Below are 20956 nucleotides of genomic sequence, written 5' to 3'. Positions count from 1 at the left end.
CTGCGATAACACTCTTCTTTGGATCGATAGGGGCAGCGATGGGCCGTTGCGAAGACGCTCCCCTTGTCCGGCGCCATGGCCTGGAAATCGAGGACTGCATATTGGGCACAACGATGCTGCACAGCGTGCTCTGGCTATTGAGTCCAAGGGCTATCAATGCAGTGCAAGGACCACAGTGCGCGGTGCTTGCTTGGCAGTAAACCCATTTTGGCTGACGGTAGCTGGCGGGCGCTGCATTTTTTAATTTGTGCGCCAGAGCGTTAACGGTTGCGCGCTGGTGATAACTGTCTCGCGGTGTTGGCAAGAATACTGGCCCTCTACAACAACTATAAAAAAGGTAGAGGCGCCATGACTTCACTTCCTTGCAGATACCTCAAAGCCGCCCCGCTGATTGGCCTGATATTGCCCTGGGCAGCGCAAGCCGAATGGCTTGACGACAGCCATCTGAACCTGGGGATGCGCAACTTTTTTGTCGACCGAGACTGGCAGGGCAACCATCCACGCGTCTCGCGCGACGGCAGTTGGAGCCAGGGTTTCGACCTGCGCTTCACCTCGGGCTACACCGAAGGGCCGCTGCAGTTTGGCCTCGATGCCGACCTGCAATATGCCGTGCGCCTGGATGGCGGTGGTGGTCGCGGGCCGGACAGTGTGCTGCCGTTCGACCGCTCCAGCGGCGAGCCGGTGCACGACTACGGACGTGCAGGCTTGACCGCAAAACTCAAGTACGCGAAAACCGAACTGAAAATCGGCGAGCTACGGCCCCTGTTGCCGGTGGTCTCGCTGGATGATTCACGGCAACTGGTGACCACCTTTCAAGGTGCGCTGGTGACCTCCAACGAGGTCGACAAACTGACCCTGACTGCCGGACGGCTGAGCGAGATCAGCACTCGCGAATCCTCCAATCGCGAAAAGCTCTATCTGTTCACCGGGCCCAACGGGCCGCGTCGTCCCAGCGATGGGATGAACCTGGGTGGGGCCACCTACGCCTTCACACCTGATATCTCGGCCAGCTACTTCCAGGCGCAACTCGAAGACATTTATCAGCAGCGCTACCTGGGGCTGGCGTTCAACACGGCGTTGGGCAATGGCTACAGCCTGCGCACCGATGTGCGCTATTTCGACAACCGCGAGGACGGTCGGGCGCTGTATGGCGACATCGACAACCGCGCCTATGGAGCATTGGCCACCCTGCGCAAGGGCCCTCATGCCGTTGCCGTGGGGTATCAGCGAATGCTGGGCGACAGTGCGTTTCCCACGCTGAACGGCTTTACGCCGCAGCCCTTTTTGTTGAGCTGGTCGGCGGTGGCGTTTATCAAGCCGGACGAACGTACCTGGCAGGCGCGCTACGACTATGACTTTGCGGCCATGGGCCTGCCGGGCCTGAGGCTCTTGACGCGCTATCAGCGCGGCACCGGCATCGACCGCGGTGGCGAACTGAGTGACAGCCACGAGAGCGAGCGCGACCTGTTTCTCTCCTATGTGGTGCAAAACGGTCCGCTCAAGGGCCTGGGCGTGGAGTGGCGCAATATCGAGGCCAAATTCCAGCATGCCAATGACTATACGGAGAATCGCTTGATCACCACCTACACCTGGATCATTTGGTAAGGCTCAGCGCGGCCGGGCCAGGGTTTGTGAGGGAAGTTCGTTGAAGGCCTGCTTGTAGGCCGAGGTGAAATGGCTGGGCTGGGCAAACCCCCATTGGAGCGCCAACTCGCTGATCTGCAACTCGGCGGGTTGGTGCTGCTGGAGGATTTCGCGGATGGCTTGCAGCCTGCAACCCTGGATATAGCGTTGCAGGCTGGTGCCCATATTCTTGCGAAAGGCTTGCTCCAGGCTGCGCCTGCTGGCACCGCTGACATTGACCAGCTCAGTGATCAGCAGCGGTGTGTGCAGGTGTGCCTGGATGTAATCCACAACCCGTTTGACGGTCCCGGGCAGCAGACAGCGTTGGGGCAGGCGGTCGAGCGTCGGCACCAGACTCAGCAGGTTCTCGCAGAACAGGTGCTGGATATGCGCCTGGCCGATGGGCGAAGCCAGCAGTCCGGACGGGTTGCTGCCCTCCATGTCGACCAGCCTCAGCAGATTGCCCAGGGTCAGCAGCGCTGGGTGACACTGTTCGATCAAGAGGGCCTGTGGCGGCAGACGAGGCACCTGGTTCTGGTGATGACGCTCCAGATGCTGGCGCAGCAGGGCGGTATCCAGGGCGACCACCACCGCCTGGGTGCTCTCGTGCCAGACCACATCCACCTCATGCCCCGGAGTGAAGACCAGGAGCTGGCCGGGCACGGCCTGCAGCCCTTGCCCAGGGCTGGAAATCGCCCCTTGCAGAGGCAGGATCGCGTGCCAGGAGTGGAGCGGGCTGGAACTCACCCGCACTTCACGGCCCCAACTGGCGCCGAACAGCTTCAATTGTGGCAGGGCCTGGAGGGTGAAATTGATCTCCAGGGGCGCCTGGCTCTTGAGGTGAATCCGTCGTTCTTCGATCTGTTGGTTCAGGTACGCCTGGGCCTGTTCGGCGCAGTGGGTTCGCAGTAACGGGCTGGCTGCAAAGGGCAATCCGGCGAGCGGTGGCCGTTCTTCGCCTCGATCCAGCGCAAGGGAGCGGGCGGGCCATTGGGACGTAGCAGTTGTGTTCATGACAGCGACCTTTCTTATTATTGAGCCGGCCTGGCCGGCATAGCCGTGTGTCGGTAGGTGGCGGATGACGATTAACCGTGTTTTTGCACGTAGGCCAGCAGGCGCTGTGCCTCGGCATGTTCGGGTTGTTGCGCGAGCACCTGTTCAAGGTAGCCCCGGGCCAGGTCCAGTTGGCCGGATCGAACACTCAGGTAGGCGGCCACATAGGACAGATCGATATCCCGTGGCGCCTGTTCAAGGCCCGACAGCACCACCCGCCGGGCCTGTTCGGGTTGCTTGAGCTGACTGTAGAGCAATGCCAGGTTGTAATACAGCCGGGGGTTGCGCGGTTGCCCGGCGCGGGCCTTCTCCAGCCAGTGCACGGCTTGTTGCGGCTGCTTGCGCTCGGCTTGCAGCAAGCCGAGCGCGTAGGCCAGGTCGCTGAAACCACCCGACTGCGCGCCACGACGGGCGCCGGTGTCCAGCACGTCCAGGGCGGCATCCGGTTGCCCGTGATTGAGCAGCAAGCGCGCTAGCGCGATCCGTGCAGGGGTGAAGTCGAGATCCTGGCGTAGCACTTGGCGGTACTGGGCAATGGCTTGCTCGTGTTGCCCCTGGCGTTCCAGCAGGCTGGCCAGGTTGAAGCGAATACCCGGCAGGTCGGCGTTGGCACGCAAGCGTGCGCGGTGATCGTCAAGCAGGGCTTGCAGGCGTTGACGCTGTTCGACGGGCAGCTGCGCCTGTACATCTGCCAGGCCACGGGCGACCTGGTCACGCACGGCCAGGACCGGGTCCGTGAGCAGTGCAGGTAGCCGTTGCAAACGTTGCTCGGCCGACCAGCCGGCCATGGCCCGCACGGCGCTGCTGCGTATCAGGGCCTGGGGATCGGCCAGGGCCTGGCTCAAGCCCTCAATGGCGGGCGCGCCATATTCGGCCAATGCCTCGATGGCTGTGGCGCGGATGATGGCCGGGCGGGTGGTATCGGTAATCAGTTGTGTGGTCAGGGCCAGCGCTTCGGGATCGTGCGCGCGGGCCTGCTGTAGGATTGGACCGTAGTGCGCCGGCCGCTCGGGCCCGAAACGCTGGCTGATCTGCTCGCTGGCCCACTGCGCGGTGCGGTCGGTATGACAACCGGTGCAGGCATCCGGAGCACCGGTGCTGGCGGACAGATCGGGCCGTGGCAGACGGAAACTATGGTCCCGGCGCGCGTCGATCAGCATGTAGTTACGGCTCGGTGCGTGGCAGTTGGTGCACTGTGCGCCCGGGCTGCCTGCCGGGTGGAAATGGTGGGCCGGGCTGTCGTAGCGCTTTTTTTCCAGCGTGGCAAAGCGTGGGTTGCCCTGGGGGTTGTGGCAGGCGGTGCACAAGGTATTGCCTTGCGCATACAGTTTGCCGCTGTGCGGGTTGTGACAATCACTGCAGGTTACGCCAGCTGCGTACATCCGGCTTTGCACAAAGGAGCCGTACTCGAACACTTCGCCTTGCTGCTGGCCGTCGGCGAAATAGGCCCCCGCAGACAATAAGGTCGGGTGCGCACTATCGAGCAAGGGCATACCTGGCCGGGGGCCGCCGCCCAGGCTTTCCTGCTGGGCATGGCAACGGGCACATTGTTCGACCTCGTAGCCCTTGACCCGGGGGCTGAAACTCACCGCCAGGCCACGCTCGGCGGCGGTACGGGCGTGCGCTTGCCGTGCCTTGGGCTGTGTGGCCCATGCCAGGTGCGCGGCGCCGGGACCGTGGCAGGACTGGCAGCCGACGGCCAACTCGCTCCAGGTGGTGGCAAAGCTGTCCTGCTGCTCGTCGTAGGCCTTTTGCAAATCCGTGGAGTGGCACTGCGCGCACATACCATTCCAGTTCTGCGAACGGCCGGTCCAGTGCAGCGCGTCGTCCGGGGTGAAGCGCTGGCCGGGGTATAGGGAAAACCAGCGCTGGCCACCGTCTTCCCTGGCCCGGCTGTCCCAGGCCACGGTCAGCGATTGCAGGCGGCCACCCGGGCGCTCGATCAGGTATTGCTGGAGCGGGAATACGCCAAAGGTATAGGCCACTGGAAAGTCCCGACGCTGGCCCTGTTCGTCCTGGGCATTGATAAAGAAGCGCTCGCCACGGCGAGTGAACCTCACCTCGACGCCAGCGTCGTCGCTAAAGGTCTGGTTGGCGAAATTGCCGAGTACGTTCTGCGCCTCGGGTAGCCGCATCGACCAACTGTGATGGGACTGCGTCCACTGCTCGGCCTGGCGCCTGTGACAAGCCTGGCACTGGCCTGAATCGACATAGCCCTCGCTGGTTTTTTGCATCGGTGCCTGGGCGCTCGCGAACACGAGTCCGGGCAGCCACATGCCGAGCATGAGCAGCGCTCGCCAGAACGGGGACGGCCAGGACCACGGGCAGGACTGAGACATCGACGCGCACCTCGCCAAGGTTGTTGGCGGGTACCTGGGTACCCGGGGACCCCCATGATGACGGGGGTTCGAGCGCCTCCCCAGAGCTCGGGAAAAAGAATGGCGCGCATGGATAAGCACTTGCGCTCTCGCGTTATCGGCGTCGGCGGCAGGCTCCACATACTGGTACCTCGACCCATAAAAATAACGAAGAGGTGCCACACGATGACCTGGATAAAGAAGCTCTGGCTGAGCCTACTGCTCGGTTCTGTCTGCCATGGGGCCATGGCCGCGGACGAGCGTCCCAACTTTCTGATTATCGTTGCCGACGACCTGGGCTACAGCGACCTGGGCAGCTATGGCGGCGAGATCGATACGCCGAATATCGATTCCCTGGCCACTCAGGGCATGCAGTTGACTAACTTCCACACCGCGCCGGTGTGCTCGCCGACACGGGCGATGCTGCTCTCGGGGGCCGATAGCCATGTCGCGGGATTGGGCAATATGGGTGAGCTGCTGCAACCGTTCCAACAGGGCCAGCCAGGTTATGAAGGCTTTCTCAACGACCGCATGGTGACGGTGGCCCAGGTACTCAAGGAGGCGGGCTACCACACCTACACCACAGGCAAGTGGCACCTGGGCCGGACCGAGGAGACCAGCCCGAAGGCCCGGGGCTTCGAGCGTTCGTTTATTCTGGTCCAGGGTGGGGCCAGTCACTTCGATGACCAGCACGCTATTATCGCGGCTGACCCCAAGGCCATCTACCGTGAAGACGGCAAGCAGGTCGAGGTGCCCAAGGGGTTCTATTCGAGCGAGTTCTATACTGATCGCCTGATCAGTTACCTGGAAGCCGACAAGGGTAGCGATAAGCCCTTTATGGCCATGCTTTCCTATACCGCGCCCCACTGGCCGCTGCATGCGCCGGATGAGTGGCTGGACAAGTACAAGGGGCGCTACGACGGCGGCTACGAGCAGATCCGCGCGGCACGCCTGGAACGCCAGAAGGCGCTCGGCATCGTCAGTGCCGATACGCAAGCGAACACGCCCATGGCCAAAGGACTTCCGCGCTGGGAGCAGTTGAGCCCGCAACAGCGCGAGCGCGAAGCGCGCAATATGGAAATCTACGCGGCAATGGTGTCCAACATGGACTTCCATATCGGGCGCCTGCTCAAGTACCTGGAAGACCAGGGCAAGCTGGACAACACCTTTATCGTTTTCATCTCCGACAACGGTGCCGATGGCAACAGCCCGGTGGACTTGCCGGGCAACAAGGCATGGCTCGCCCGCGACTTTGACAACAGCCTGAAAAACCTCGGCCACAAAGGTTCGTATGCCGACTATGGCGCGCAATGGGCCCAGGTCAGCTCGACGCCCTATCCGCTGTTCAAGGGCTTTGTCACCGAAGGCGGGATCCGTGCGCCGGCCATCATCAGCGCCAGGATGCTCAAAGAGGCTCATCTGCAAGGCACCCGGCGCGACGATGTGGTCCATGTAATGGACCTGATGCCGACGCTGCTCGACCTGGCCGCTGTACCGCCCCTGGGCAAGACTTTCCAGGGCCGGCCGGTTCAGACCATCGCGGGCAAAAGCATGCTGCCCCTGCTGGAAGGGCAGGCCATGGGGGAGCGCCAGATCGGCTGGGAGCTGTTCGGGCGCAAGGCGTTGCGCAAGGGCGACTGGAAAATCAGTTGGGTGAATCAACCCTACGGTGATTCCGCCTGGCGTCTGTTCAACCTCAAGGACGACCCGACTGAAAGCCGCAACCTGGCCCACCGCGAGCCGGCCAAGCTCCAGGAAATGCAGGTGGCGTGGGAGCAGTACGTCAAGGAGAACAACGTGCTGGAAGGCGAGTTCGAATTGAAGTACGGCTTCCAGACGTGCCTCTACGAGTACTGCTTCAAGTAGGCCGCTGAGCAGGCTGGCTGGCACCTTCGAAAGCCCCGGTTTGCCTGAGCCGGGGCTTTTTGTTTTGGCCCGGCCGTCGAATCGGCACGGGCGCGCTCCCTCTCCCCGGTCCTGCGTGCAAGGACCCCGGGAACAAAGTGTCTAAAGCCAAGTCATAGCGATGTGCCATCCTGGCGCGCACAAGGAATTCAAGTGATGTCCAGCCGTAACCGCTCCCGTGTCGTTTCCATGCCTTGCCTGCCTGCGTTGATGCTGGGCACGATGTTGGTCTGTGGATCGGCGCTGGCCGATATTGAGGTCAGCAACATGAGCGCCAGCTCCTATGACAATGTGGCGGTGACCCACCTCGAACCCGGTGGCCGATATACGCTGCGCAGCAGTGGTTTCGACGTGGATGACCTGAAGAAAATGCAGGCAACGCTCGATGGCCTGCAACGCAGCAAGGATGAGCAGGCACGCCAGCTCGCGGACCTCAAACGCAACACCAGTTCGAGTGTGAGCAGCGGCGAGCTGTCCGACCTCAAGCGCACGGTCAAGGACCAGCAGGGCGAGATTGGCAACCTGCGCAAACAGGTTGAGGAGCTCAAGCGCAGCAGCGGTTCCAGTTCAAGTTCCAGCGAGCTGTCGAGCCTCAAGCGTACGGTCAGCGATCAGGACCGCGAACTGCAGAACCTCAAGCGCAGCCTGGATGACCTGAGCCGCAAGGTTAAGTAGGCCGACACCGCAGCGCTCCCTGTGAAAGCCGGGCTTTCCCGGGGAGCGTGCGACCATCGGCGGGGCAGGGGGGCGTGTCTCAGAAGTCCCAGCGCGTGGTCACCATCAAGTGTCTTGGGGTGCCGTAGATCGCGGAATTGTAGAACCCGACATTGGTGTAGTAGGACTTGTCGAAGATGTTGTTGACGTTCAGCGTGGTCGACAGGTTTTCGGTGAACTGGTAGCGGGTCATCAAGTCCACCACCCAGTAGGACTCCTGTGAAAAGTCTTCGTAGGCGTCCTTGCGGCTGTTGTAGATGTTCTGCCAGACCGTGTTCTGCCAGCGTACACCGCCGCCGATGGAGACCTTGTCCAGGTCGCCCTTGAGTTTGTAGATGGTAAACACGCTGACCTGATCCTCGGGCTCGAAGGTCGAGATCTTTTTGCCGGTGTCGTCGCGCACCACTTTGTGGGTATAGCCGCCCTGCAACTGCCAGCCAGGGCTCAGCTCGCCGGACACCTCGAATTCATAGCCCTTGGTTCTCGCGTTGGTGCCCTTGAAGGCGAAGTTGTCAGGTCGGGGTGTCTGGTTGTTGTAGGCGTCGTCGGGGAGGGAGCGGTTGCTTTCCTTGACCTCAAAGTACGCCAGGCTGGCATTCAGGCGGCCGTCGAAATACTCGCCCTTGAGGCCCACCTCATAGTTTTCGCCTTCGTCGGGGTCGATCAGCTTACTGTCGCGATCCAGGTTGTAGCTTTCCTGGGGCATGAACACGTCGGTGTAGCTGACATAGGCCGTCAGGTTCTCGGTCAGGTCATAGAGGGCGCCGGCGTAGGGAATAAAACGTCCGGTTTCGCGGTAGGTATCGGTGGTGCCGGTCAGCGTGTAGTCCACCACGCGACCGCCCAGAATGATGTTCAGATCATCGGTGATGTTCAGGCGGGTGGTCAGGTACATGCCGGTCTGGCGGATGGTGTCGTCGGTGACTTGCGAGGCCATGCCCCAGTCCGGCTTGGGCAGGTTGCCGTGCCAGTTGAAGTAGTCGACAAGGTTGGGCACCGGGAAGGTTTCGTCCCAGTAGCCCTTGCCCTTCCAGTGTGCGGTGCTGATCGAACCGCCGACCACCAACTCATGCTCGCGGCCCAGGAAGTCGAATGGCCCGCTGATATAGAGGTCGGCCGAGTCGCTGGTGGTTTCGCCCTTGTAGCGCTGGGCGTTGATTTCGGCGCTGCCATCCTGAGCCGGCCAATAGAACTGGATAGCCCCCATCTGGGCATCGTAGCCATTGAGCTTGTGGTCGAGTTGCAGCTTGGTCACCCAGCCATCGCCGAGCTCCTGCTCCAGGGTGGCGAACAGGGTCCGGGTGTACTGCTGCCAACTGCTCCAGTCGGTGGCGTTGCTGAATGAGCGCTTGGCGCTGTTGAGTTCGCCCGCCGAGTTGAACAACGGGAAACTGCCGGACCAGGTGGAGCCCTTGGGCTTGTTGTCCTGATAGTCGGCGCCCACGGTCAGCAAGGTATCGGGCGACAGGTCGAATTCGAGGATGCCGTAGAACACCGAGCTTTTGTTGGAGTAGCGGTCGATGTACGAGCGGCTGTCCTGATAGGCCGTCACCGCCCGCCCGCGCACATTGCCGGTTTCGGTCAGCGGCCCGCTGAGGTCGACCTCCGTGCGGTAGTTGTCCCAGGTGCCTGCGGCGGCAGTGATATGGCCGAGCGCTTCGGCGGTGGGTTTCTTGCGGACCAGGTTGATGGTGCCTCCCAACGAACCTGCGCCGCTGAGCAGGCCGGAAGCGCCCTTGAGCACCTCGACACGGTCATAGATGGCCATGTCGCTCAAGGTGTTGCCCGCCGAATAGGCCACGTTGCGGACGGCGGAGGGGATGCCGTCGTACTGGAAGTTGTTGATCGAGAAGCCCCGGGAGTAGTAGTTCGTCCGGTCGGTGTCGTAGGCCGATACGGTAATCCCCGGGGTGTGGCGCATCACGTCGTCGACGTTATCGAGCGCGAAATCATCCATGTGCTGACGGGTGACGACGCTGATCGATTGCGGCGTTTCCCGGGGCTTGAGCACCAGGCGCGTGGCCGTGGCCAGGGTGCCCGGCGAGTAGGAGCCGGTGCCCTCGGTCACGGTCCCCAACTGGTTGCTGATGACAGTGGTGGCACCCAGCTCCAGGGTGTCTGCGGAACCTGTCTCCTCGGGCTTGAGCGTGAGCATGACGGCGTTGGGGCCGTTGCGCTCGAAGCTCAGCGCGGTGCCCCGCAGCAGTTGGGTCAATGCCTGTTCGGTGCTCATCTGGCCGCTGACGCCCGGGGATTCAAGGCCTTGGGCCATATTGGATGAATAGGCGATCTGCAGCCCGCTCTGCACACTCAATTGATCGAGGGCATCGCCCAGGGGCTGGCGGGCAATGGCGAATGTCCGGACGGGCGCCGTCTCACTGCTGGCCAGGGTGCCCGTGCGCTCGACGGCAACGGCACTGCCACAGGCCAGGCAAATGGCGAGCGCCAGAATGCTGTGGGCATAAGGCGAATTGAGTGCTGAAAAGTGCATGCTAACCCCGCAACGAATAAGAATTATTTGCAAAAGCAAAATCCTTGACGGGTTGAGCGCTGTAAAGCCGTAAAACATTTTTCCACGGCTTGAGCGGGCGCTGGCGTCTAGCGGATCACCAGGGTTCCGCCGGGCAGGCGATTCAGGCGGGTGGCCGTCACTTTGCTCAAGGCCTGCACGATGGCCTGCGGGTTATCCACCTGGTAGTTGCCGCTGACGCGTTGCGTGGCGGCGCTCTCGTTGAGCAGCAGGATGGGCGCCGGGTAGTAGCGGCGCACGGCGTCCAGCACTTGCGCCAGCGGCGCATCCTGGAAAGACAGGCGGCCATTGAGCCAGGCCATCTGCCGTTCGCTGCCCTCCTGCGACAAGGCTTGCAGGTGCCCGTCCCTGAGCTGCTGCCAGTTGCCAGCCTGCAACAGACTCTCTTCACCCGTGCGGTTGGCAAACCGCACCACCCCTTCGCGCACGGCGACGAGCACGTCGCTGTCCTGTTGGCTGACACTGAATCGGGTGCCGACCACGGTGACGGTAGCCTCGTCGGTCTCGATGCTCAGCGGGCGGCTTGGGTCATGGGCGGCCTGGACATACAACTCGCCACGCAGCAGCCGGATACGTCGATGGGTGCCGTCGAAGGCGGTGCTGATTGCGCTGTGGCTGCCCAGCACAATGTGCGAGCCGTCCTCCAGGTCAAAGGGCGCGACCTGGGCGATATCGGTCATGTGATCGGCTTGTAGGCGCAGCGGCACGTCGGCCATCCAGCCAACGCCCAGTGCGACCAGTAGCGCGGCTGCATAGGCGAGACGTCGGGTCGGCGGTCGCGAAACCTTGACGGGCACGGGCGGCAACGGCAGGTCGATGGCCAGGTTTTGCAGGGCTTGCTCGAACGCGCGAGTGTTCCACATCGCCTCCAACTGCGCATAGGCGGTGGCGTGCTGCGGGTCGGCATCGCGCCATTGGGCGAAGCGGTGGGCGGTCAGGAGGTTGCCGGCAACTTCCTCGCGCCGGGCGAACCAGTCGGCCGCCTGCGCTTTGGCAGTGTCGCTCGGGATAAGGCTAGGGCTCGGTTCGGTCATGGATAGTCGATAACGTTGGCACAGGCATTGAGGGCCGTTCGCAGGTCTTTTTCCACCGTACTCAGGGACACTTGCAGGCGCTGGGCAATATCGCCCTGGGACATGCCCTGCAGTTTATGCAGTACCAGGATTTGTTGCTGGCGTATCGGCAAGGTCGCCAGGACCCGTTGAAACTGCTGCAGTTGCTGCTGGTTCTCGGCCTGAATTTCGGGACCGGGGGCCGACGTCGGCACTTCGACGACCAGGGTTTCGTCCAGCTGGCACTCGAAGCGTTTTTTGCTGCGCACACTGCGCAGGTGATCAAAGGCCAGGTACTGCGCGGTCTGGTAGAGAAACGGATGCAGGTGCTCGATCGGTCGGCTACCCAGCGCCTTCGCCACTTTCAGGTAGCTCTCCTGGGCCAGGTCTTCGGCCTGGCTGGCACAGCCGACCACGCGCGATAGCATACGGATCAGCGCGCTGCGCTGCCCGATAAAGAGTGTGCTGAGTTTCTGTAGATCGCTTTGCGTCTCCATGGCCCCTGCTACCTGTGCTGAGCGACTGCGCGAATAGCCGGCATACTAATGAGATTTCATCTCATTTGTAAGGGCGCGTCAGCGCTTTATCCGGCGGGGGCACCCGCCACTGATTTTTCGCCCAGACGGATAGCCAGTGCCGCCATCGCGCCATGGCTTGCCACAGGGGCATGGCCCGGGAACAATACATACGCAGCGTATGAATGGGCCTGTATAGTCGTCCGAATGAAATGTTAGGGAGAAGATAATGGTTCGCCGCACCCGCAGCGAGATGGAAGAAACCCGCGCCACCCTGCTGGTCACGGCCCGTCGGGTCTTCAGCGAACTGGGCTATGCCGACACTTCGATGGACGACCTCACCGCCCAGGCGGGCCTGACCCGTGGCGCGCTCTATCATCATTTTGGCGACAAGAAAGGCCTGCTGGCGGCGGTGGTCGAGCAGCTCGACGCCGAGATGGATCAGCGCCTGCAAGCGATCAGTGACACTGCCACGAACGAGTGGGAAGGCTTTTGTGCTCGCTGCCGGGCTTATCTGCAGATGGCCCAGGAGCCGCAGATCCAGCGCATCGTATTACGCGATGCCAGGGCGGTGCTGGGCGGTGCTTCGCCGGACTCACAGCGTGATTGCGTGGCGTCGATGCAGCGTCTGCTGGAGCGCCTGATGGACAGTGGTGTCGTCGCCCGGACCGATCCCCAGGCCCTGGCTTCGCTGATCTACGGCAGCCTGGCCGAAGCCGCGTTCTGGATCGCCGAAGGGGAGGATGGCAATACCCGGCTGGCCCAGGCCGTAGGGGCGCTGGAGCTGTTGCTGCGTGGGTTGTTGGCCAAGCGCTGAGCGCCCGGGCGAGCAAGGCGCTGTACGCTTACTCGAGCCGCCGCGGTGAGCCCATGAGGCTGCGGCTCACCGCCGAAAGCGCAGGGTGGCCGACGGCAACTCCCCATATCGCTTGCGGTACTCCTGGGAAAACCGCCCGAGGTGGGCAAAGCCCCACTTCAGCGCAATATCCGTGACCGAGTCATTCCCCGGCTGGCGTAACTCCAGGTGTACCTGCTCCAGGCGTACGTCCCGCAAAAACGCCATCGGGCTGGTGTCGCGAAATTCGCGGAACCCCGAGAACAGCGTACGCACACTTACACCGGCATGCTCGGCCAGTTGCTCGATGGACAGCGGATCATGGACGTGGGCGAGGATGAACTCCTCGGTGCGCCTGACAAAGTAAGGGGAAATCCTGCGCGAGGCCTGCACGCTGTGCAAAGGCGATTGCAGGTTGTTCGGCTGGCCATAGATCAGTGCATTGATCAGCGTGGCCTCGAACTGCTTGAGCACCAAGGGGTTGTGGATCGGGTGGGCGTCGAAGGCGAGGGCGTCCATCAAGGTCGCGAGCAGTTGCAGGAAATACGCCGCGCCCGGTGTGTCCAGGGCAAAGGTCGGCGTGAAGCGCAGCGGTGTGTCGAGCCGATGGCCCAGGTGGTGAGCACAGTGTTTTTCCACCTCCTCGCGGTCCAGGCGCAAGGCCAGTTGCGGTGCATCGGCCTCCCAGCACATGGACACCGGTGTGTCGGGAGAAATGATCGACGCGCACAGGGTCGACGAGGTGAACCTGACTCCGTCGCAGTTAATCTGCGCGCAGCCGTGGGTCGGGATCTGGATCAGGAAAAAGTTTTCCAGGCGCCCCGGGTCGATGGTGACCGGCGCCCCGTATTCCAGCCGGCTCAATGACAGCCGGCCATGGCGCACATGGTGCATCGAGGCGCTGACTTCACGGGCCGCTGCCGACACCTTTAAATCATGGGGCTTGAACACATCACCGACCTGATCTCGGATGCGTTCTCGGTCATGCAGCAGGAACAGGCGGTTCTGCGGCGTGAACAATGGCGTATCCGCAAAGCGCGCTCCACCGATCTCGGCGTTCATATCGACCTCACTCGTGCACGGTTTCAAGGCAAGGTGTGCCATAACGTTACGTGGCGTTTTCGCTCTGTGGATAACGTTTGCAGTATCTGGATACTGCGGCACCTAGGCTGTTTCTTTTTGGCCACTTTGGTCTGGCCTGATCCACTGCATAGCAATCGCCGCGCCAGTTCCGCGCCCGTGTTTTGGGGGCGGTGCGCTGGAAAAACCGCTTTTTCAACTTTATGCAGCACCCGGACAGCCGCTGCGCTAGCCGGATAGTGAGTCCAGGCCGCGGCTCGCAAGATGGCTCCAACTTCACACGACGTTGGAGATCCACACATGAACGGTCGCTATGTCAGCGTCACAGCGCACGATTCACGGCAGTTCCAGGCCTACCTCGCCCCGGCCATTGGCGGCAGCGGTCCGGGGGTGGTGCTGTGCCAGGAAATATTCGGGGTCAACCAGGCGATGCGCGACATCGCCGACCTGCTGGCCGAGGAGGGCTACAGTGTCCTGGTGCCCGACCTTTACTGGCGCCAGGCACCGGACATCGAGCTGGGTTACAGCGAAGCCGACTTTACCCAGGCCTATGGCCTTTACCAGGCTTTCGACGAGGCGGCGGGCGTCGACGATATCCGCGCCAGCCTGGCAGCCCTGCGCCAGTTGCCGGAGTGCACGGGCTCGGCCCAAGGTGTGGTGGGTTACTGCCTGGGTGGCAAGCTGGCGTACCTGGCGGGCTGCCGTTTGCCAGAAGTGGCCTGCGCGGTGGGTTATTACGGAGTCGGCATCGAGAAGGCCCTGGGCGAACTGGAAGGCTTGCAGGGGCGGCGGCTGGTGCTTCACGCCGCCGAGCTGGATCAGTTCTGCCCCGCCCAGGCCCGTGCCGAGATCTTCGCGGCGGCCCAGGCCACCCGCGGCGTCGAAGCCTATCTGTACCCCGGTGTCGAGCACGCGTTTGCCCGTCCCAACGGCTATCACTTCAACAAGCCCGCTGCGCTGATGGCCCATGAGCGTACGGTCGCCGCGTTGCGTCGTACCCTGGGCCCCGAGTACGACCTGTCGGCGTTGTGGGAGGAGCATATTCGTCACGAGTTCGACACCCGCGACGTGCCCGCGACCATGGCAACCATGGTCGCCGAACCCTACGTCAACCATATCCCGACCATGACCGGCGGGGTTGGCTACGTGCAGTTGAGCCGCTTCTATCAGCATCATTTCGTCCACGGCAATCCGCAGGACATGGGGCTGACGCCGATCTCGCGCACGGTCGGTGCGACCCAGATCGTCGACGAATTCATCATGAGCTTCACCCACGACTGTGAGATCGACTGGCTGCTGCCGGGCGTTGCGCCCACCGGGCGGGCGGTGCAGATCCCGATGCTTGGCGTGGTCAAGTTCCGTGGCCCCAAGCTGTGCCACGAACATATCTATTGGGACCAGGCCAGCGTGCTGGTGCAGGTCGGGCTGCTCAGCCCGCAAGGCCTGCCCATCGCGGGGGTGGAAACCGCCCGCAAGTTGCTCGACGAAAGCCTGCCCTCCAACACCCTGATGCCCAACTGGGCGACCAGCGCCGACAAGAGCGCCTGAGGAGAATTGCCATGACCCCCTTTTTGAATCCGGATGCGTTGAACGGCAAAGTTGCGCTGATCAGCGGCGGTGCGACGCTGATCGGCCTGGCGGTGGCCCAAGGCCTGATCGATGCTGGCGCGCGCGTGGCGCTGCTGGACATCGACGCGGCGGCCGGGCAACAGGCTGTCGAATGCCTGGGGGCGTCGGCCCGGTTTTTCCAGGCCGATATCACCCAGGACGGGCAAATCAATGAAGCCGTGATGGGCGTGCGCCAGGCCCTGGGCCCGGTGGACCTGCTGATTAACCTGGCATGCAGTTACCAGGACGACGGTTTTGCTTCAAACCGTGCGCACTGGCTGCAGGCGCTGGACGTCAACCTGGTCTCGGCCATCGCCCTGACGCAGGCGGTGCACAGCGACCTGAAGGCCCGTGGCGGCGCCATCGTCAATTTCTCCTCGATCTCCGCCGATGTCGCGCAGACCGGACGCTGGCTGTACCCGGTGTCGAAAGCGGCGATCAAGCAACTGACCCGCAGCATGGCCATGGACCTGGCACCGGATGGCATTCGCGTCAATTCGGTATCGCCGGGCTGGACCTGGTCACGGGTTATCGCCGAAGTCAGTGGCGGCAACCGTGCCAGGGCCGATCAGGTGGCGGCGTCCTATCACCTGCTGGGGCGGCTGGGCGAGCCCCGGGAAGTGGCCAATGTGGTGACCTTTCTTTGCTCGTCTGCCGCGAGCTTTGTCACCGGCGCCGACTACGCAGTCGACGGCGGCTACTCGACCATGGGCCCGGAACAGAACCAGCCGGCCATCCCGCGGCTGGCCCAATAGGGCACGCGCCGTGAGCACGCTGCTGTCGCGACAGATGAAGCGGGGCGCTTCGCCCCTAACCGCCACCCGTAACAGGAAAACCACCATGCCTCGTATCGCTATCGTCGGGGCCGGCCAGGCCGGTCTGCAACTCGCCCTCGGGCTGCTCGCCCAGGGTTACCCCGTGACCCTGACCACCAACCGCACCGGCGAGCAGATTCGCAGCGGCAAGGTCATGTCCAGTCAGTGCATGTTCAACACGTCGCTGCAAACCGAGCGTGACCTGGGGCTCAATTTCTGGGAGCAACAATGCCCGGCAGTCGAGGGCATTGGCCTGACCGTGCCCCATCCAGAGCTGCCGGGTGAGCAACTGTTCAGTTGGAGCGCACGCCTGGATCGCTATGCGCAGTCGGTGGACCAGCGCCTGAAAATGCCGGTCTGGATGGACGAGTTCGTCAAGCGCGGTGGCGAGCTGGTGATTGCCGACGTGGGCATCGCCGAGCTGGAGAGCCTGACCCAGAGCCATGATCTGGTGCTGTTGGCGGCGGGCAAGGGCGAGGTGGTCAATCAGTTCGCCAAGGACACCGAGCGCAGCCAGTTCAGCCAACCCCAGCGCGCCTTGGCCCTGACCTACGTCCAGGGTATGCGCCCGATGTCGCCGTTCTCGCGGGTCGCGTTCAACCTGATTCCGGGTGTGGGCGAGTACTTCGTGTTCCCCGCACTGACCACCAATGGGCCCTGCGAAATCATGGTATTTGAAGGCGTGCCCAGCGGTCCGATGGACTGCTGGCAGGACATCAAAACCCCCGAGGCCCACCTGGCCAAGAGCCTGGAACTGGTGCGCCAGTACCTGCCATGGGAGGCCGAGCGTTGTCAGCACCTCACGCTGACCGATGACCAGGGTTTTCTCTCCGGGCGATTTACGCCGATGGTCCGCCAGCCGGTGCTGACCCTGCCGTCCGGTCGCCAGGTCCTGGGCATGGCTGATGCGCTGGTGGTCAACGACCCGATCACCGGCCAGGGCTCGAACAACGCCGCCAAGTGCAGCAAGGTTTACCTGCAAGCCATCCTCGAGCATGGCGACCAGGCCTTTGGCCAGGACTGGATGGAACAGACCTTCGAGCAGTACTGGGACTACGCCCGCCATGTGGTGGCCTGGACCAACAGCATGCTGCTGCCCCCGCCGCAACACCTGCTGGAACTGCTCGGCGCGGCCAGCCAGTCGCTGCCCCTGGCCTCGGCGATCAGCAATGGCTTCGACGACCCACGCCAGTTCTCGCCGTGGTGGTTCGACGCCCAGCAGTGCCAGGCCTTTATCCAGGAAAAACGCCACGCCCGCGGTCTGAGCGCGCAACCCGACCACGCTGCCTGAGAGAGCCTCGGCCATGAACACTGAACTCGACACCACCCAGACGCTGCGCGATGCCAAAGGCTGCGATCCGCGTGACCTGCGCGGCGTGCTGGGGCAGTTCGCTACCGGCGTAACGGTGATCACCACCTGCACCGCCGACGGGCGCAACGTCGGCATGACCGCCAACTCGTTTTCCTCGCTCTCGTTGGAACCGGCGCTGGTGCTCTGGAGCCTGGCGCGCACGGCGCCGAGCCTCGATGACTTCTGCCGCGCCAGCCACTTCGCGATCAATGTGCTGGGGGCGGATCAGCACGGCCTGTCGCGGCACTTCTCGCGTCCCGCCAGCGACAAGTTTGCCGGCGTGGCCCATGCCGCCGGCACCGCTGGCGTGCCGTTGCTCGATGACGTGGTCGCCACCCTGGTGTGCCGCAACGTCAAGCAGTACGAGGGCGGCGATCACCTGATCTTCATTGGCGAAATCGAGCACTACCGGTACAGCGGCGCAGAACCGCTGGTCTTTCACGCAGGCCAGTACCGGATCGCCGCAGAGCATCCAGGGCTGGCCGGGTAATCCTGCCGTACACCTGACAACAACGGGGAGAGACACGCATGAGAAAGCAGTGGATGTACGTGTGCGGGGCCGGCTTGATGATTGCCCAGGGGGCGAATGCCTATGACCTGCCGGTGGTCAACCTGGGGCTGACCAGCTTTCTGGACGGCGGCTTGCCCGCCGGCCCAGGCTGGTATTTGCAGGAATATTTCCAGAACTACAGCGCAGATAAACTGCGCGACAAGGACGGCAAGGCTCTCGGGTTGCCCAAGCAGGATCTGGACTATCAAGTCGCAGTCACCCAGCTCAGCTACCTGTCGAATCTGCGCCTGGGGAATGCCAGCCTGGGGCTCAATATGGTGCTGCCGGTGGTGACCCGGATGAAGGTCGACGACGGGCTAAACAATGCCGCGCTCAGGGGCCAGACCGGTATGGGCGACCTGCTGATCGGGCCGTTTATTCAGTTCGACCCGATCATGGGCCCCGATGGGCCGCGCTTTGTGCACCGCATCGAGCTGCAGGTCAATCTGCCGACGGGCGAGTACGACGACAAACACGCGATCAACCCCGGCAACAATGCCTGGTCATTCAACCCTTACTGGGCGGGCACGTACTGGTTCACCCCGAAGTGGACCGCCTCGTTCCGTGCCCACTACCTGTACAACGGCAAAAACAACGACCCGGCGCAGTCCTTCGGTGACGTTGGCGATATCCAGGCCGGGCAGGCACTGCACAGCAACTTCGCCAGCGAATATGCGGTCACGGATCAGTTGCGCCTCGGGATCAACGGCTACTGGCTCAAGCAGATCAGCGACACCCGGATCGACGGCCATGAGGCGTCCGGGCGCCGGGAAAAGGTCTGGGCCATCGGCCCGGGCGGCATGTACAGCTTCTCGCCCAACGACCATGTGTTCGTGAATGCCTACTTCGAACAGGACGTGGAAAATCGCCCCGACGGCAGCTGGGTGCAAGTGCGCTACGTCCACCATTTCTAGACCGACGCCTGGGGTGCGCCAAAGAACAGTTGCAGTCTTTACCTGCCTTATGGGCAGGTTTTTTTTGTTGCGCGCGGCAGATCGCGAACGCCGATTTGCCGGAGCCAATGCCGTAGGAGCCGGGTGAATGCTGGAAAGGGATGTTTATGGTTGTTCCAGCGGCTCAGGTATGAACCCTTGCTCCCTGAGTGACTTGATCACACCTCGAATTAGATAATTGTTAGAAAATCCGATGGTGTACTGCCTCGCGCCTGCGCTCAGCGGTAAAAGCATCCCTTGGTTTACCAGTTTCTTGATCAGGTAAGTCCGTTGATTGCTCGACTGTTGAGGGAGCACGGCTGCTACATCAGCAGATTTTACGACCTTCAATTTTATTGCGGCCGACAGCACTGCCTCTTCCGTTTCAGTGATCCATTCTCGTTCCCGTGCGAAGGCCACAGCTGGGACGAGTATGCATTTGGTCAGGTATGCGTAGTCCGTAAGGCGATCGACTTTCTCCAGCTCAGTACGAATGCCTTCCAGCACATATGTACACCACTCCTCTAGTCCTTCCTTCGTTCCTTTGTCGGCGGTGGCCAGCATTGCGTAATAGCGCTCACGATCATTACAGAATACGGCCGTAGGATTTAGGACGCGGCCTCCTGTGCTGACGTTGAAACCATATTTCATCAGGAGTGCGTAGGTCAGCAGCCTGACCACGCGTCCATTGCCATTGCTGAATGGATGTATCCATCCAAATCTATGGTGAGCAAGGGCGACTTTCATGAGGTCATATTTCGGGGAGTCTTCGTGATTCACGAATTCGACAAGCTCCTGCATATACGCCTGAACTTGGATGAAATCGGGTGGCAGGTGATCAGACTGGGATATTCTGACACCCCCGCTGCGATAGGCTCCTGGCGTCTTGTCGCCTTCACGAACCAGATCGTCTACGGTCATCGCGTGTAGCTCTCGAATCGTCTGCTCGGTAAGCGCAGCGCCCGGCGTCATGATCTGCTCAATGTAATCCATTGCCTTTTCAATATTGGCAACCTCGCGCAACTGATCAGTGTCCTGGGCCTTACCTTCTACCTTGCTATCTATGTAGTCCGCCAACGTCGTGTGGTTGCCTTCTATCCGCGCAGAGCCGAGGCTTTCCAGCGTATGGAAAAGCGACTTGAGTTGGTAGAACACCTGCGGCGGCGTATCGCCTTCAAGCCTTAGACGACGCAGATGCTCCAGCTCGCTCAGTACATCGACTAGGTCCGAGTCGAAGGAGGGATTGAGAAGCTCAAGATCGTGGTGGGTAAAGGTAGGCATATAGAAAAATATCTCAAGCCGGCCGACAAATTATCTTGAAAAAAGCCAGGGAGGGCCCCGTAATTAAGGGTGTGCGCTTAGCATACGCTAAACACTATCTGGAATTCAGCCTTAAGCTAACTCAAAAATGAGTAATGATTATGTGAGAAACCTCGGTCGTTAGCGGGGCTTCTGCGGCTAGGACGCGCTTTCAGCACGTCGGGATGATGACGCCTCTGATCGGCGTCAGCCTTCAAGGCAGACAGTAATGGCTGAGCTCCCATTTCGGTAGGGCAGGTATTTGAAGTTCCCTCGGAAACATCACCTTGTCGGCTGGTAGGTAATCACAGTCCATGCAGAAATAAAGGCCGCTCCTGCCCAGCCCGCGATACCCGTTGGCCTCAGGCTCCAGGCCCGCCAATGCGGTATCAGAAAGAGGGCGGCGTTTTATCTCGGGTCGTTTCAATTTGGCTTGCATCCCCTCGGTTCAATTGTTTTTCGAGGATGCGCAGGGGGATATACGGAGGGAAGGTATAGGCGGATACAAGGAGAGACAGCCAGAAACAAGAAAGCCCGCACTAGGCGGGCTTCTTGAGGTTGTTTAGAGACTCATGGAGACATCTGTAAACAGGTACTTGGTGGCTACACAGGGACTTGAACCCCGGACCCCAGCATTATGAATGCTATGCTCTAACCAACTGAGCTATGTAGCCAAGTGGCGCGCATTATTCGCTTGGGACGGTAATGTGTCAAGCAATTATCTGAAAATTTTCTCT

The 20956-nt window shown here is 61.8% G+C and carries 16 protein-coding genes and 1 tRNA gene; 9 read left to right on the top strand and 8 right to left on the bottom strand.

Features of this window, described 5'->3' with window-relative positions; translation table 11 throughout:
• The first annotated feature begins 348 nt into the window (after positions 1-348).
• The gene (locus NPS46_RS19405) at positions 349-1605 is read left to right on the top strand and encodes an OprD family porin (RefSeq protein WP_274109986.1); all 1257 of its coding nucleotides are present in this window, start codon (positions 349-351) and stop codon (positions 1603-1605) included.
• A 3-nt stretch (positions 1606-1608) separates the two neighbouring features.
• Here the strand turns inward: NPS46_RS19405 and NPS46_RS19400 are convergent, their stop codons facing one another.
• Both NPS46_RS19400 and NPS46_RS19395 read right to left on the bottom strand, forming a co-directional pair.
• Complete coding sequence (locus NPS46_RS19400) at positions 1609-2637, bottom strand: helix-turn-helix transcriptional regulator (RefSeq protein ID WP_274109984.1); 1029 nt, start codon at positions 2635-2637, stop codon at positions 1609-1611.
• Between the two features lie 71 nt (positions 2638-2708).
• Complete coding sequence (locus NPS46_RS19395; RefSeq protein ID WP_274109982.1) at positions 2709-5015, bottom strand: tetratricopeptide repeat protein; 2307 nt, start codon at positions 5013-5015, stop codon at positions 2709-2711.
• Positions 5016-5219: 204 nt separating this feature from the next.
• Between NPS46_RS19395 and NPS46_RS19390 the strand changes: the two genes are divergently transcribed.
• Entirely contained in the window at positions 5220-6899 is a 1680-nt protein-coding gene (locus NPS46_RS19390) for an arylsulfatase (RefSeq protein WP_274109980.1), read from the top strand.
• Positions 6900-7094: 195 nt separating this feature from the next.
• A complete protein-coding gene (locus NPS46_RS19385; protein ID WP_274109978.1) occupies positions 7095-7613 on the top strand; it encodes a hypothetical protein in 519 nt (172 codons plus the stop codon).
• A 79-nt stretch (positions 7614-7692) separates the two neighbouring features.
• Here the strand turns inward: NPS46_RS19385 and NPS46_RS19380 are convergent, their stop codons facing one another.
• From NPS46_RS19380 to NPS46_RS19370, 3 genes are all read right to left on the bottom strand, one after another.
• Positions 7693-10143, bottom strand: a complete 2451-nt coding sequence (locus NPS46_RS19380) for a TonB-dependent siderophore receptor (protein ID WP_274109976.1) — start codon at positions 10141-10143, stop codon at positions 7693-7695.
• Positions 10144-10250: 107 nt separating this feature from the next.
• Positions 10251-11216 carry a FecR family protein gene (locus tag NPS46_RS19375; protein WP_274109974.1) on the bottom strand — a complete coding sequence of 322 codons (966 nt, stop codon included), beginning with the start codon at positions 11214-11216 and terminating at the stop codon, positions 10251-10253.
• Complete coding sequence (locus tag NPS46_RS19370) at positions 11213-11731, bottom strand: RNA polymerase sigma factor (protein ID WP_274109972.1); 519 nt, start codon at positions 11729-11731, stop codon at positions 11213-11215. The genes NPS46_RS19375 and NPS46_RS19370 overlap by 4 nt, the downstream gene beginning before the upstream one ends.
• Before the next feature lie 247 nt (positions 11732-11978).
• Here NPS46_RS19370 and NPS46_RS19365 point away from each other — a divergent pair, with 247 nt between their 5' ends.
• Positions 11979-12566, top strand: a complete 588-nt coding sequence (locus tag NPS46_RS19365) for a TetR/AcrR family transcriptional regulator (RefSeq protein ID WP_274109970.1) — start codon at positions 11979-11981, stop codon at positions 12564-12566.
• A gap of 66 nt (positions 12567-12632) precedes the next feature.
• Here NPS46_RS19365 and NPS46_RS19360 read toward each other — a convergent pair whose 3' ends face one another.
• A complete protein-coding gene (locus tag NPS46_RS19360) occupies positions 12633-13646 on the bottom strand; it encodes an AraC family transcriptional regulator (RefSeq protein WP_274109968.1) in 1014 nt (337 codons plus the stop codon).
• A 318-nt stretch (positions 13647-13964) separates the two neighbouring features.
• On the opposite strand from NPS46_RS19360, the gene NPS46_RS19355 reads away from it, so the two are divergent.
• From NPS46_RS19355 to NPS46_RS19335, 5 genes are all read left to right on the top strand, one after another.
• The gene (locus NPS46_RS19355; RefSeq protein WP_274109966.1) at positions 13965-15212 is read left to right on the top strand and encodes a dienelactone hydrolase family protein; all 1248 of its coding nucleotides are present in this window, start codon (positions 13965-13967) and stop codon (positions 15210-15212) included.
• Between the two features lie 11 nt (positions 15213-15223).
• A complete protein-coding gene (locus NPS46_RS19350) occupies positions 15224-16027 on the top strand; it encodes an SDR family oxidoreductase (protein WP_274109964.1) in 804 nt (267 codons plus the stop codon).
• Positions 16028-16112: 85 nt separating this feature from the next.
• Positions 16113-17378, top strand: coding sequence for a styrene monooxygenase/indole monooxygenase family protein (locus NPS46_RS19345; protein WP_274109962.1), 1266 nt, complete (start codon positions 16113-16115; stop codon positions 17376-17378).
• A gap of 13 nt (positions 17379-17391) precedes the next feature.
• Positions 17392-17928, top strand: a complete 537-nt coding sequence (locus NPS46_RS19340) for a flavin reductase family protein (protein ID WP_274109960.1) — start codon at positions 17392-17394, stop codon at positions 17926-17928.
• Between the two features lie 38 nt (positions 17929-17966).
• Positions 17967-18902: a SphA family protein gene (locus NPS46_RS19335; RefSeq protein WP_274109958.1), complete on the top strand. Its 936-nt coding sequence runs from the start codon at positions 17967-17969 to the stop codon at positions 18900-18902.
• A 144-nt stretch (positions 18903-19046) separates the two neighbouring features.
• Here the strand turns inward: NPS46_RS19335 and NPS46_RS19330 are convergent, their stop codons facing one another.
• Together NPS46_RS19330 and NPS46_RS19325 are read right to left on the bottom strand one after the other, a co-directional pair.
• Positions 19047-20201 carry a Fic family protein gene (locus NPS46_RS19330; protein ID WP_274109956.1) on the bottom strand — a complete coding sequence of 385 codons (1155 nt, stop codon included), beginning with the start codon at positions 20199-20201 and terminating at the stop codon, positions 19047-19049.
• A 615-nt stretch (positions 20202-20816) separates the two neighbouring features.
• Positions 20817-20893, bottom strand: a tRNA-Met gene (locus NPS46_RS19325).
• Between the last annotated feature and the right edge of the window lie 63 nt (positions 20894-20956).

Origin of the sequence: Pseudomonas putida (genome assembly GCF_028682395.1) — a bacterium.
Lineage (GTDB): Bacteria > Pseudomonadota > Gammaproteobacteria > Pseudomonadales > Pseudomonadaceae > Aquipseudomonas > Aquipseudomonas putida_AB.
This window is presented reverse-complemented; position numbering and strand designations above follow the sequence as displayed.